Annotated in this window: 12 protein-coding genes, 2 tRNA genes and 1 riboswitch; of the genes, 10 read left to right on the top strand and 4 right to left on the bottom strand. The window is 66.4% G+C overall.

Going from position 1 to position 11,653, the window contains the following annotated elements; translation table 11 throughout:
- The first annotated feature begins 10 nt into the window (after positions 1–10).
- The 8 genes from ASF45_RS32350 to ASF45_RS32385 all read left to right on the top strand — a co-directional run bounded on the left by ASF45_RS32350 (position 11) and on the right by ASF45_RS32385 (position 7,251).
- Positions 11–1,471 carry an NAD-dependent succinate-semialdehyde dehydrogenase gene (locus tag ASF45_RS32350; protein WP_056673415.1) on the top strand — a complete coding sequence of 487 codons (1,461 nt, stop codon included), beginning with the start codon at positions 11–13 and terminating at the stop codon, positions 1,469–1,471.
- A 334-nt stretch (positions 1,472–1,805) separates the two neighbouring features.
- Positions 1,806–3,113, top strand: a complete 1,308-nt coding sequence (locus tag ASF45_RS32355; protein ID WP_056673419.1) for a dicarboxylate/amino acid:cation symporter — start codon at positions 1,806–1,808, stop codon at positions 3,111–3,113.
- Positions 3,114–3,123: 10 nt separating this feature from the next.
- Positions 3,124–4,032, top strand: a complete 909-nt coding sequence (locus ASF45_RS32360) for an amino acid ABC transporter substrate-binding protein (protein WP_056673422.1) — start codon at positions 3,124–3,126, stop codon at positions 4,030–4,032.
- Positions 4,033–4,063: 31 nt separating this feature from the next.
- A riboswitch (TPP riboswitch) is annotated at positions 4,064–4,170 on the top strand.
- A gap of 86 nt (positions 4,171–4,256) precedes the next feature.
- On the top strand, positions 4,257–6,386 hold the full coding sequence (locus ASF45_RS32365; RefSeq protein ID WP_056673425.1) for a TonB-dependent siderophore receptor: 2,130 nt from the start codon (positions 4,257–4,259) through the stop codon (positions 6,384–6,386).
- A gap of 39 nt (positions 6,387–6,425) precedes the next feature.
- Positions 6,426–6,501: transfer RNA gene (locus tag ASF45_RS32370), tRNA-Asn, on the top strand.
- A 17-nt stretch (positions 6,502–6,518) separates the two neighbouring features.
- Positions 6,519–6,594 (top strand) — tRNA-Asn (locus ASF45_RS32375).
- A gap of 89 nt (positions 6,595–6,683) precedes the next feature.
- The gene (locus tag ASF45_RS32380; RefSeq protein WP_082551428.1) at positions 6,684–7,031 is read left to right on the top strand and encodes a hypothetical protein; all 348 of its coding nucleotides are present in this window, start codon (positions 6,684–6,686) and stop codon (positions 7,029–7,031) included.
- Positions 7,018–7,251 (top strand): hypothetical protein, encoded by a 234-nt coding sequence (locus ASF45_RS32385; protein ID WP_056673431.1) that lies wholly within the window; start codon positions 7,018–7,020, stop codon positions 7,249–7,251. The genes ASF45_RS32380 and ASF45_RS32385 overlap by 14 nt, the downstream gene beginning before the upstream one ends.
- 30 nt (positions 7,252–7,281) lie before the next feature.
- On the opposite strand, the gene ASF45_RS32390 is transcribed toward ASF45_RS32385, so the two are convergent.
- Positions 7,282–7,827: a glycine zipper 2TM domain-containing protein gene (locus ASF45_RS32390; RefSeq protein ID WP_056673434.1), complete on the bottom strand. Its 546-nt coding sequence runs from the start codon at positions 7,825–7,827 to the stop codon at positions 7,282–7,284.
- A 98-nt stretch (positions 7,828–7,925) separates the two neighbouring features.
- On the opposite strand from ASF45_RS32390, the gene ASF45_RS32395 reads away from it, so the two are divergent.
- Both ASF45_RS32395 and ASF45_RS32400 read left to right on the top strand, forming a co-directional pair.
- Complete coding sequence (locus ASF45_RS32395) at positions 7,926–8,936, top strand: aldo/keto reductase (protein ID WP_056673437.1); 1,011 nt, start codon at positions 7,926–7,928, stop codon at positions 8,934–8,936.
- A 277-nt stretch (positions 8,937–9,213) separates the two neighbouring features.
- Positions 9,214–9,846, top strand: coding sequence for a response regulator transcription factor (locus tag ASF45_RS32400; protein ID WP_056673440.1), 633 nt, complete (start codon positions 9,214–9,216; stop codon positions 9,844–9,846).
- Positions 9,847–9,918: 72 nt separating this feature from the next.
- Here ASF45_RS32400 and ASF45_RS32405 read toward each other — a convergent pair whose 3' ends face one another.
- The 3 genes from ASF45_RS32405 to ASF45_RS32415 all read right to left on the bottom strand — a co-directional run bounded on the left by ASF45_RS32405 (position 9,919) and on the right by ASF45_RS32415 (position 11,628).
- Positions 9,919–10,623, bottom strand: a complete 705-nt coding sequence (locus ASF45_RS32405; RefSeq protein WP_156473265.1) for a hypothetical protein — start codon at positions 10,621–10,623, stop codon at positions 9,919–9,921.
- A gap of 156 nt (positions 10,624–10,779) precedes the next feature.
- Positions 10,780–11,286 carry a disulfide bond formation protein B gene (locus ASF45_RS32410; protein WP_056673446.1) on the bottom strand — a complete coding sequence of 169 codons (507 nt, stop codon included), beginning with the start codon at positions 11,284–11,286 and terminating at the stop codon, positions 10,780–10,782.
- Positions 11,287–11,397: 111 nt separating this feature from the next.
- Entirely contained in the window at positions 11,398–11,628 is a 231-nt protein-coding gene (locus ASF45_RS32415) for a hypothetical protein (RefSeq protein WP_056673449.1), read from the bottom strand.
- Positions 11,629–11,653 lie beyond the last annotated feature (25 nt).

The following is an 11,653-nucleotide window of genomic DNA, read 5'->3' on the forward strand; positions in this document are numbered from 1 at the left end:
GGACGCGACCATGCTGCAGCTCAAAGACCCCAGCCTGCTGCGCCAGCAGGCCTTCATCGCCGGAGAATGGAAGGACGCCGACAGCGGCAAGACCACGCCGGTGGTCAACCCCGCCAACGGCAAGACCATCGGCACCATCCCCATGTGCGGCACGGCCGAGACCGAGCGCGCGATCGCCGTTGCGGCGGTGGCCCAGCGCGCCTGGCGCGAGGTGCCGGCCAAGGAGCGCGCCGCCGTGTTGCGCAGGCTCAACGACCTCATGCTGGCCAACCAGGACGACCTGGCGCAGATCATGACCACCGAGCAGGGCAAGCCGCTGGCCGAGGCCAAGGGCGAGATCGTCTATGCGGCCTCGTTCATCGACTGGTTCGCCGAAGAGGCACGCCGTGTCTATGGCGACACCATCCCGGCCACCAGCGGCGACAAGCGCATCCTCGCGCTCAAGCAGCCCATCGGTGTCACGGCCGCCATCACGCCCTGGAACTTCCCGACCGCCATGCTCACGCGCAAGGCCGGTCCGGCGCTGGCGGCTGGCTGCTCCATGGTGGTCAAGCCGGCCACGCAGACGCCCTACTCGGCGCTGGCCTTCGCCGAACTGGCGGCGCGCGCCGGTGTGCCCAAGGGCTTGCTGTCGGTGCTGACCGGCTCGGCGTCCGAGATCGGCGGCGAGATGACGCGCAGCCCGGTGGTGCGCAAGCTGACCTTCACGGGCTCGACCGAGGTGGGCCGCACGCTGATGCGCCAGTCGGCCGACACCATCAAGAAGCTCTCGCTGGAGCTGGGCGGCAATGCGCCCTTCATCGTGTTCGACGATGCCGACATCGACGCCGCTGTCGAGGGCGCGATGGTCTCCAAGTACCGCAACACCGGCCAGACCTGCGTCTGCGCCAACCGCCTGTACGTGCAGCGCGGCGTGCTGGAGCAGTTCACGCAGAAGCTCGTGGCCAAGGTGCAGGCGCTGAAGGTCGGCAACGGCCTGGAAGCTGGCGTGACCCAAGGCCCGCTGATCGACGCCAAGGCCGTGGCCAAGATCGAGGAGCACGTGGCCGATGCCGTGGCCAAGGGTGGTCGGGTGCTGACCGGTGGCAAGCGCCATGCGCTGGGTGGCCAGTTCTACGAACCCACCGTGGTCGGCAATGCCACGGCCGAGATGCTGTTCGCCAAGGAAGAGACCTTCGGCCCGCTGGCGCCGATCTTCGCCTTCGACAGCGAGGAGGAGGTCATCGCCCAGGCCAACGACACCGAGTTCGGCCTGGCCGCCTACTTCTACAGCCGCGACATCGGCCGCATCATGCGCGTGGCCGAACGGCTGGAGTCGGGCATGGTGGGCGTGAACACCGGGCTGATCTCCACTGCGGAGGCGCCCTTCGGCGGCGTCAAGCAATCCGGCCTGGGCCGCGAGGGCTCCAAGTACGGCATCGAGGAGTTCCTCGAGACCAAGTACGTCTGCCTCGGCGGGCTCGACAAGTAAGTTCGCAAACCACGCCGCCGCGCGCGCGATGCGCGGGGCGGCGACGGGCCGTGTCTCCGATTGCTACCGGGCTTGCGCGACAGCCCCGAAGTCGCGCAGACTACGCTGCGGCCCACCGTTCATCCCCTGTGCGGGCCCGCCTGTCCACCATGTGCCTTCGCGCGCCCTCGCCTCAACTCCGCACCGCCCGCACGGCGTCGCGGTAGCGCTCCTGTCCAACACACCGGGAGCACGCACCAGCCACGACGACACCTTCTCCACGCCACCAAGTCCTGCGGGGCCGCCACCCGCATCGCGCAGCAAAGAACCAACACAACTTGCACGAAGGCTTTCCATGAAGAAGAGACTCCCTCCCGCCGTCTGGATCCTGATCGCCATGGTGATCGGCATCGTCCTTGGCTACATGGTGTTCACCAACTTCCCCGACAAGAAGTCCGCCGCCGAGATCGCCGGCTACATCTCCATCATGTCGGACGTGTTCCTGCGGCTCATCAAGATGCTGATTGGCCCGCTGGTGTTTTCCACCTTGGTCGTGGGCATCGCCCACATGGGCGACGCATCGTCCGTCGGCCGCGTGTTCGGCAAGGCGCTGGGCTGGTTCGTCACGGCCTCGCTGGTCTCGCTGGTGCTGGGCCTCATCATGGCCAACCTGCTCAAGCCGGGCGTGAACCTGGGCCTGCCGCTGCCGGACATCGGCGCCTCGGCCAACCTGGCCACGTCCAAGTTCACGCTCAAGGACTTCGTGAGCCACCTCGTGCCCAAGTCCTTCGCCGAGGCCATGGCCCACAACGAGATCCTGCAGATCGTGGTGTTCTCGATGTTCTTCGGTGTGGCCCTGGCCGCACTCGGGGAGAAGGGCAAGACGCTGGTGGCCGCGATCGACGAGCTCTCGCACGCCATGCTCAAGATCACGGGCTACGTGATGAAGCTCGCGCCGCTGGCAGTGATGGCGGCCATGGCTGCCACCGTGGCCGTGAACGGGCTGGAGATCCTGCTCAAGTTCGCGGTGTTCATGCGCGACTTCTACCTGGGGCTGTTCGTGCTGTGGGCCGTCCTGGTCTTCGCGGGCTTCGTGTTCCTGGGGCCACGCGTGCGCAAGCTGCTGGTGCTGATCAAGGAAGCCTTCCTGCTGTCCTTCGCCACGGCGAGTTCCGAGGCGGCCTATCCCAAGATCCTCGACGCGCTGGACCGCTTCGGCGTCAAGCGCAAGATCTCCAGCTTCGTGATGCCCATGGGCTACTCGTTCAACCTGGACGGCTCGATGATGTACTGCACCTTCGCCGTGCTGTTCATCGCCCAGGCCTACAGCATCGAGCTGTCGCTGGGCACGCAGATCACGATGCTGCTGATCCTGATGCTGACCTCCAAGGGCATGGCCGGCGTGCCGCGCGCCTCGCTCGTCGTGATCGCCGCCACGCTGAACCAATTCAACATTCCCGAGGCCGGCCTGCTGCTGATCCTGGGCGTGGACACCTTCCTGGACATGGGCCGCTCGGCCACCAATGCCGTGGGCAACTCGATCGCCACGGCCGTTGTCGCCAAGTGGGAAGGCGAACTGCTGCCCGAGGCGGAGGCCGAAGCCAATGCGAAGGCGCTGGACCGCGAAGCCGCCGCCACGTTGGCCCAGCCCGCGCATGCCTGAGGCCAGGCACATGCACACCGCAAGAACGGGATGGCATGCGGCCTGGCTGTGCATCGCCCTGACAGGCAGCGCGCTCGCGCAGGAAGTGCAGCTGAGCGGCACGCTGGCCAAGGTGCGCGCCAGCGGGACCATCGCGCTCGCGCACCGCGAATCCTCCGTGCCCTTCTCCTACCTCAATGCACGCAAGGAGCCCATCGGCTACTCGGTCGAGCTGTGCAAGGCGCTCGTGGACTCCATCGCCGATGCCGTGAACCGTACGCTCACGATCACCTGGGTGCCCGTGACTTCGGCATCGCGCTTCGATGCGATCGTGAGCGGCCAGGCCGACCTGGAATGCGGCTCGACCACGAGCAACCTGGAGCGCCAGCAGCGCGTGGCCTTCTCGCCCATCATCTTCGTCTCGGGCACCAAGCTCATGGTCAAGGCAGGCTCGCCCGTGCGCTCGTTCCGCGACCTGGCGGGTCGCAAGGTCGCCGTCACGGCCGGCACCACGAACGAGAAAACGCTGCGCGACCTCGTGCAAAGGTTCAAGCTCGACACGCAGGTCGTCGTGCAGCCCGACCATGCCGCCAGCTTCGCCCAGGTGGCCAGCGGCGCGGTCGATGCCTTCGCCACCGACGACGTGCTGCTCTACGGCCTGATCGCGGACCAGGCCGGACAAGGTAGTGGGGGCAAGTACCAGGTGGTCGGCGAATTCCTCTCCTACGACCCCTACGGCATCATGTTCCGCAAGGACGATCCGCAGCTGGCCCGCGTCGTCCAGGACAGTTTTCAGCGGCTGGCCGAGGACGGCGAGATCGAACGCCAGTACACGCGCTGGTTCCTGCGCCGCCTGCCCTCGGGCACCAGCATCAACCTGCCGATGAGCCCGCAGCTCGAGGCCATCCTGGAAACCATGGCCGTCACCAAACCGAAATAGCTGACCTAGAATCCGGCCCGCGCCCGCAGGGGCGCCTCGCTAGGGGTGTCGTGCGCTGCAAATGCAGCGTGTGACTGAGAAAGTCCCTTTGAACCTGATTGAGGTAATCCTCGCGCAGGGAAGCATTGACCAGATTGGGCCGCGCCACCGCCAAAGTGGCTTCTCGCACGGCCGCCAGAAGATCCGGCAGGCCGACCTGCTATGACGTCGAAAGCGTTGTGGCAATGAACCGTTTTTCCTTCAGACCGCATGCCCTGGCGGGCGCCGTGGCGGTGCTGTTCGCCTCGGCGACGGGCGCACAGACCACCGCGCCCACGCTGCCCACCGTGCGCGTGGACGCCAGCAAGCAGGCGCCCCAGGCCGACGTGACGGGCTTCGGCGACCAGCCGCTCAAGGAACTGCCGATTTCGGCCACGGTGGTCGATGCGCAACTGCTGCAGGCCAGCGGCGCACGCAGGCTGGCCGACCTGACGCAGTTCGACGCCTCGGTCACCGACAGCTACAACTCGCCCGGCTACTGGGACTACCTGAGCATCCGCGGCTTCACGCTGGACAACCGCTTCAACTACCGGCGCGAAGGCCTGCCGATCAGCGCGGAGACCTCGATTCCGCTGGACAACAAGGAGCGCGTCGAGATCCTCAGGGGCACGAGCGGCATCCAGGCCGGCACCAGCGCGCCAGGCGGACTCGTGAACTACGTGGTCAAGCGGCCAACCGAGAAGGATCTGCGCAGCGCCACCGTGGAAGTCTCCGGCCGCGGCGGCGTGCTGGGCGCCATCGACCTGGGCGGCCGCTTCGGCGTGGACCGCGTGTTCGGCTACCGCTTCAATGTGGCGCACGAGACGCTGCGCCCGCGCATCGACGACCTGAAGGGTGAACGCAGCCTGGTGGCGCTCGCGACCGATTGGCGCGTGGGCCGCGACACGCTGGTCGAGGCAGAGCTGGAATGGAGCCACAAGTCGCAGCCCAGCCAGGCCGGCTACAGCCTGCTGGGCAACCGGCTGGCGCCCGTGCCCAGCCCGCACCTGAACCTGAACAACCAGCCGTGGTCGCAGCCTTCGGTGTTCGGCGCATTGACGGGCACGCTGCGCATCGAGCAGGCGCTGAATGCGGACTGGCGCTGGTCGGCGCAGCTGGGGCAGCAGCGCTTGAAGACGGATGACCGGCTGGCGTATGCCTTCGGCTGCAGCGCGGAGTCCATCGGACCGCCCTATCGTTACTGCAGTGACGGTACCTACGACATGTACGACTTCCGCAGCGAGAACGAGCGACGCCGCTTGACCGCTGCGCAACTAAAGCTCAAGGGCAAGCTCACGACGGGCGGTGTTGCGCACGACCTGTCGGTCGGCCTGCTCTCCTCGCGCGTGCGCAATCGTTTCGAGGGCCAGACCTACAACGGGGTGGGCATCGGCAACGTGGACGGCACGGCCATCACGCAAGCCAACCCGGAGGCACTCTACGCCAATACCAACCGCGACGAACGCGCCTTGGAGTTGTCGCTGCAGGACACGATTCGGTGGACGTCGCAATGGACGACTTGGCTGGGCATGCGCCATACGCGCTTGCACAGGAAAAGTATTGGCACCGACGGCTCAGGTCCTCCCCCATACGACAGCAGCATCACGACCCCCTGGCTCGGGTTGGGTTACCAGATCGTCCAAGGCCCTCTGCTCTACGCCAGCTACGGTCAAGGCGTTGAATCGGTGCAAGTGCCGAACCGGCCGGAGTACGGCAACGGTGGAGATGTGCTGCCGGTGCGCAAATCGCGCCAACAGGAAATCGGTGCCAAGGGCGGCGACAACGCTTGGAACTGGCAATTGGCTTGGTTTCGCATCGTGCGACCGATGACGAACATCGACGCCTGTGGCACCAGTTGCACTGGCTCCTACGACGGCGAAGCCGTCCACCAGGGCCTGGAAGGCACGCTGGGCTGGCGCGGTGGTCCGTTGCAGCTGGACGGCGGCGCCACCGTGCTCGACGCCAAGCGCCGCGGCAGCGCAGATGCTTCGCTCAACGGCACGCGCCCCGTCAACGTGCCCAAGCTGGTGCTGCGCGGCCGGGCCTCGCACAACGTCGCCAGCATCCCCGGCCTCACGCTGGACGGCACGGTGGTGCACGAAGGCCGCCGCTCCGTGCTGCCCGATGCCTCGATCGAACTGGCCTCGTGGACTCGTTTCGACGCCGCGCTGCGCTATGCGACCAAGGTCGGTGGCGTGGCCACGCGCTGGACGCTGGGTGTCGAGAACCTGCTCGACCGCAGCTACTACAAGGAATCCCCTACCCAGTTCGGCCATGTCTACCTGTTCACGGGCACACCACGTACGGCGCGCCTGGCAGTGCAGGCTGACTTCTAAGAAAGTCCCAAAAAAGACGCTATAATCGTGGGCTACCGTTCCTCAATAGCTCAGTTGGTAGAGCGCCGGACTGTTAATCCGTAGGTCCCTGGTTCGAGCCCAGGTTGAGGAGCCAAAAATTCACCGATCTTTTCCTCAATAGCTCAGTTGGTAGAGCGCCGGACTGTTAATCCGTAGGTCCCTGGTTCGAGCCCAGGTTGAGGAGCCAGAAGGCCAAGGCCCCGCGTCGCAGGATGCGGGGCCTTTCGCTTTGCTGCAATGCTTGCATCGGCAGTGTCCGGCCCCATGTACCAGAACATGAAGACCACGCACTCCACCCTTTCCGAACTCGCACCGGTCCGCGTCCTGGCTGCATTGCTGGAGCGGCTCGAACACAGCGCCATTCCCGTCGATGCAGCCCAGTACCAGGCCGTGGTGGCACGGTTGGATGCAGCGTTGCGCACGGTGAAACCGAGCGATGCACTGCGGGATTTGCTGGCCGAACATCCAGCAGCCTCAGAGTTGTACGAAAATGCGCATTACGAGGTCGCTGGACTGTGCCGCTCGCCACTGGAGTCATCTGTGGCGGCCGAACAGCAGGCCAGGACCGTGATCCAGCGCGCAATGCAAATACCCAGGGAGAGTTCCGCCAATGGCCAAAGCTGAAGTGAAAACCGCAATCTTGGCTGACGGGTTACGCTACAAGACCAAGGTCTCCGGTTCGCCCTTCACCGCAGGTACGTCGATGGGCGGCTCCACGATGTCGTGCTTTCTGTGCGGCAAGCACCGCCTGCGTTCCCAACTGGGCACGCGCAAGGTGATCGGCAAGTCGCAAGCCGTCTGCGCACCGTCCTGCAAGGAACTGGACGAACTGCTCGCCCGTTGAGCCCGGCGGCGCCCGCGCCGCTTGTTCGTTTCAATGTTCGAAATGACCTTCGCCACCCTTTGGTGGCGGGCTTGGCTGCGCCTGCATGGTGATGCCGGGCTGTAGTGGCGTGGGCACGACCTGCACTGCCAGCGTCGGCCCGGGATCCTGCGGCAACTGAACGCGGTATGACCTGCCGGCGTAGGCGTAATGCACGTCGTAGGCGACCACCTGCGGCTGCAGCACGCCCTGCAGCGTGCAGTGCCGCACCTGCTGCATCTGTGGCGCGGGCCGGCCTTCGATGCGCTCGCCCCACAGAGCACCGAGCACCACGCCGAACAGGGTCGCCAGCGCGCGCCCCTCGCCACTGCCGAAGCGGTTGCCGACGACACCGCCTGCCACCGAACCCAGCAAGGCACCGCCGCCGGTGTCGGCTTGCGGCGCGACCTCCTGCGCGACTTGGCATACCTGCTGCGCGACGGTGCGCTGCTGCACCACGGGCACGGCCGACAGCACCCGGGCCTGCTCCTGTGCGATGGCGGGCGCGGCCGGCCCGACCGAAGCCCCCAGTACCATGCAGATCCAACGCTTGTTCATCGCGGCAACTCCAGGGCCAGGCCCTCGGAACGGAAGCGTCATTATGGTGACGGCCCGGCGAGCATGCGCCATTCCCCCTGCGTGATACCGGAGCACCCATGCACTACCGCCCCCTCGGCAAGAGTCCCCTGCGCGTTTCCACCCTGTGCCTCGGCACGATGATGTTCGGCGACCAGACGGCACTGGCCGAGGCCAGCGACATCGTCGCGCACGCCCAGGAGCATGGCGTCAACTTCCTCGACACGGCCGATGTCTACAAGCAGGGTGCGTCCGAAGAGATGCTGGGCCAGGTCCTGGCGGGCCGGCGTCACCAGTGGATCGTGGCGACCAAGCTCGGCAACAAGATGGCCGATGCGCCCAACCACAGCCACTACTCGCGTCACTGGGTGCTGACCGAGGTGGAGAACAGCCTGCGCCGGCTGTGCACCGACCACATCGACATTTACTACCTGCACCGCGACTTCGACGGGCTGGACCTGGAAGAGCCGCTGCGCGCCATCGACACCCTGCTGCGCGCCGGCAAGATCCGGTACTGGGGCCTGTCGAACTTCCGCGGCTGGCGCATCGCCGAAGCCACGCACCTCGCGCAACGCCTGAACATGCCCGGCCCCGCCGTCTGCCAACCCTACTACAACCTGCTCAACCGCATGCCCGAGGTCGAGATCCTGCCGGCCTGCCGCCAGCACGGGCTCGGCGTCGTGCCCTACAGCCCGATCGCGCGCGGCATCCTGTCGGGCAAGTACCTGCCGGGCACCGCGCCGGCTGCGGACAGCCGCGTGGGCCGCGGCGAAAAGCGTGTGATGGAAACCGAGTTCCGCGATGAATCGCTGCAGGTCGCGCAGACGCTGCAAGCCCATGTGCAGGACCGCGGCATCACGCTCGCGCAGTTTGCGACGGCCTGGGTGCTGGGCAGTGGCACAGTGTCCTCGGTCATCGCCGGACCGCGCACGCTGGCTCAGTGGAAGGACTACCTGCCCGCCCTGGACTATGCGCTTACTGCCGAGGACGAGGCCATCGTCAACCGGCTCGTTCCACCCGGTCACCCCTCCACGCCAGGCTACACCGACCCGTCCTATCCCGTGGTCGGCAGGCAGGCCCGGGCAGGCTGAGAACGGCGCGGGCGAACACGACAAATGTCACGTCTGGCCCGACGGATTGCAGCGCGATGTCTTGTGGCTGCCATGGGCGCGGCCTACATTCACGGCGACGGCGGTGCGGCCAGTGCCCGCACCAGACAGATTGGCAGTCCAACGTGCCGACGCCGTCGCCAGATTCCGCTGCGCACCCCTGCGCAGCCCTGATTTGGCCGCTGTCCTACAGACGCCCCAGGGCGGCCAAAGTACAACTCCCTCCATAGCAACAACACGCTTCACCGGAAGGAGCCAGATGATCAAAGTCGGCATCGTGGATGACCACGCCATCGTGCGTTCAGGTCTGCGGCAGTTCTTCTCGGACCACGTGGATCTGCGCGTGGTCGGCGAAGCTGCCAGCGGTCGCGAAGCCATCGACCTGGTCCGCAACACAGAGATGGATGTGCTGCTGATGGACCTGTCCATGCCCGGACAAACCGGCATCGACGTGCTCGCCATGATCCGCGCCAAGGCGCCGGACCTCGGCATCCTGATCCTCTCGGGTTATCCGGAGGAACACTACGCGATGAACCTGATCCGCCAGGGCGCCAGTGGCTACCTGAACAAGGAATGCGATCCGATGGAGATCGTCAATGCGATCCGCACGGTCGCCATGGGGCGGCGCTACATCACCCCTGCCGTGGCCGAACTGCTGGCCCAACAGATCAACCGCAAGGGCGACGAGGCGCCGCACGAGCAGCTGTCCGAACGCGAGTTCCAGGTGTTCCTGAAGTTGGCCAAGGGCGAGACCGCGGGCGACATCGCCAAGACCCTGTCGCTGAGCGTGAAGACGGTCAGCACCTACCGCACGCGGCTGATGGAAAAGCTCAACCTGAGTTCCAACAGCGACCTGACCTACTACGCGCTCAAGAACAAGCTGATCGATTGATCGGCGACCACGCCAAAGAAGAAGGGGCTCGTACACCGAGCCCCTTTTTTCATGCCACGGCGAACCGCAGGCTCAGCCCCAGCGCACGTCAGCGTCCTGTGCGGCCGGCTGCACGTCGAACTGCAAGCGCACGGTCTGCGGACCCCATTGCAAGCGCACGCCCTCAGCTTGCGCCAGCGCCTTCACATCCGACCAGGTCAGCGGCCGGTAGGCCTTGGCGGGTTGTACCGGGTCTTCGGCATCGGGCGTGGGCTGCAGCGACATCGAGAGATTCGCCACCGTGCCGTCGATGCCGGCCTCGATGCGCACCTGGGCTGGCGTGGCCGCGGCGTCCGTCAGCGCCATCAGGCAAGCTGGCACCAGCGTGCGCAGGCCCAGGCGCGCAACACGCGCGTTCTCGGCCTGGGTCGCGTCCACCACCGTGAAGCCGCGGAACGACAACTCGGTGGTCAGCAGGTGCAGGCAGTCGGCGACACCTTCGTTCAATGCCACCTGCTCGCCCTCGTGCGGCGCCAGCCAGCCCATCAAGGCCACGCATTCGCTGCTGGCCGAGCGGGCCAGCGTGTTCATCTCGCTGCAATTGCGCCGCAGGGCTTCCAGGTTGGGCGCCGGCGCCTGCACGCGCCGCTCCACCAGAGAAGCGATCATGCTGACCGGCTGCAGCGATCCTGCGATCTGGTGCCGGATGGCCGAACCCATCCGGCGCAGCACTGCGTAGCGGGCTGCTTCCTGGGCCATGGACAGCGCGTTGTCGTCCGCCAGGCTGACTGGTGGCACGGCTTCGAGAGCATGCAACGCGGCTGATGACATGAACCAACACTCCCCATTTGAATCGATGCGGCTACGGTAGCGCATGACCCGGCAGTTGCGGTCAGGTTTGGGCACGAGCCTCTGTAGGCCGACGCCGACACCTCTTGCAACAGATGTGGAGGTTCAGCGGGCCACGCTACGGCGCCACAGGAGTGCCAGCATCGCCACGCCGATGGCGACAAAGCACAGGAAAGACCAATTGGCGATCGAGCCGCCCAGGAAAGTCCAGTCGACCGCCGCGCAATCGCCGCCGCCAGCGAAGATCATGGGCACGGCGCGCTTGAGGGGGAAGGTTTCGATCATGCCGTAGAAGTCGCGGCCACAGCTCGCGATCTCTGGCGGATACCACTGCAGCCAGGTCTGCCGCGCTGCGACGAAGGCGCCGAAACCGGCGATCAGCAAGGTCAGCAGGCCGCCGGCCAGGTGGGCGCCGCGCGAACGCAGCATGGCGGTGAGCCCCGCCACGACGGCCACGAGCACGAGTGCGTACCGTTGCACAATGCACATGGGACAGGGCTCCAGGCCCAGGCCATGCTGCAGGTACAGGCCAAAGCCCAGCAAGGCGATACAGAACAGACTCACCAGGGCCAGCACGGTACGCGGTGCCTGGTCCAACATTCGCAGCAGCATTCCCACCCTTTCTTGCGACGCTTCTTGTGGCGCGCGCCCTCCGGCGGAGGGCATCACGGTATTGTCGGCGATGGGATTGCGGCGGCCAGGCTTTGGTTCCCGGCCCGGGCTTCAATCGTCGCGGCGCCAGCGCCGACCGTCGCGGTAGCCGTAGCCGCGGTCGTCGTCGTAGCGGGGCCGGCCCTCGTAGCCCGGGCGCACGATCACGACCGGCGGCCCGACCACGGGGGGCGCCACCACCACCGGGCGGCGATGGCCGTAGTAGCCCGGGCCAACGGGCGCCACCACGCAGCCGCTCAGCGCGGCAGCGGCCAGCACGGCAAGCAGGGACAGACGTTTCATGCGGATCTCCAACAGAGCGGAACGA

This window comes from Pseudorhodoferax sp. Leaf265 (assembly GCF_001422365.1).
In the GTDB taxonomy this organism is placed as follows: domain Bacteria; phylum Pseudomonadota; class Gammaproteobacteria; order Burkholderiales; family Burkholderiaceae_C; genus Pseudorhodoferax.

Bases quoted from the DNA above. Each gene is read 5' to 3' on its own strand.
- ASF45_RS32410 (WP_056673446.1), bottom strand. From the start codon at position 11,286: ATGCTGCTGCGAATGTTGGACCAGGCACCGCGTACCGTGCTGGCCCTG.
- ASF45_RS32415 (WP_056673449.1), bottom strand. From the start codon at position 11,628: ATGAAACGTCTGTCCCTGCTTGCCGTGCTGGCCGCTGCCGCGCTGAGC.
- ASF45_RS32355 (WP_056673419.1), top strand. From the start codon at position 1,806: ATGAAGAAGAGACTCCCTCCCGCCGTCTGGATCCTGATCGCCATGGTG.
- ASF45_RS32385 (WP_056673431.1), top strand. From the start codon at position 7,018: ATGGCCAAAGCTGAAGTGAAAACCGCAATCTTGGCTGACGGGTTACGC.
- ASF45_RS32395 (WP_056673437.1), top strand. From the start codon at position 7,926: ATGCACTACCGCCCCCTCGGCAAGAGTCCCCTGCGCGTTTCCACCCTG.
- ASF45_RS32350 (WP_056673415.1), top strand. From the start codon at position 11: ATGCTGCAGCTCAAAGACCCCAGCCTGCTGCGCCAGCAGGCCTTCATC.
- ASF45_RS32380 (WP_082551428.1), top strand. From the start codon at position 6,684: ATGAAGACCACGCACTCCACCCTTTCCGAACTCGCACCGGTCCGCGTC.
- ASF45_RS32360 (WP_056673422.1), top strand. From the start codon at position 3,124: ATGCACACCGCAAGAACGGGATGGCATGCGGCCTGGCTGTGCATCGCC.
- ASF45_RS32390 (WP_056673434.1), bottom strand. From the start codon at position 7,827: ATGAACAAGCGTTGGATCTGCATGGTACTGGGGGCTTCGGTCGGGCCG.
- ASF45_RS32365 (WP_056673425.1), top strand. From the start codon at position 4,257: ATGAACCGTTTTTCCTTCAGACCGCATGCCCTGGCGGGCGCCGTGGCG.
- ASF45_RS32400 (WP_056673440.1), top strand. From the start codon at position 9,214: ATGATCAAAGTCGGCATCGTGGATGACCACGCCATCGTGCGTTCAGGT.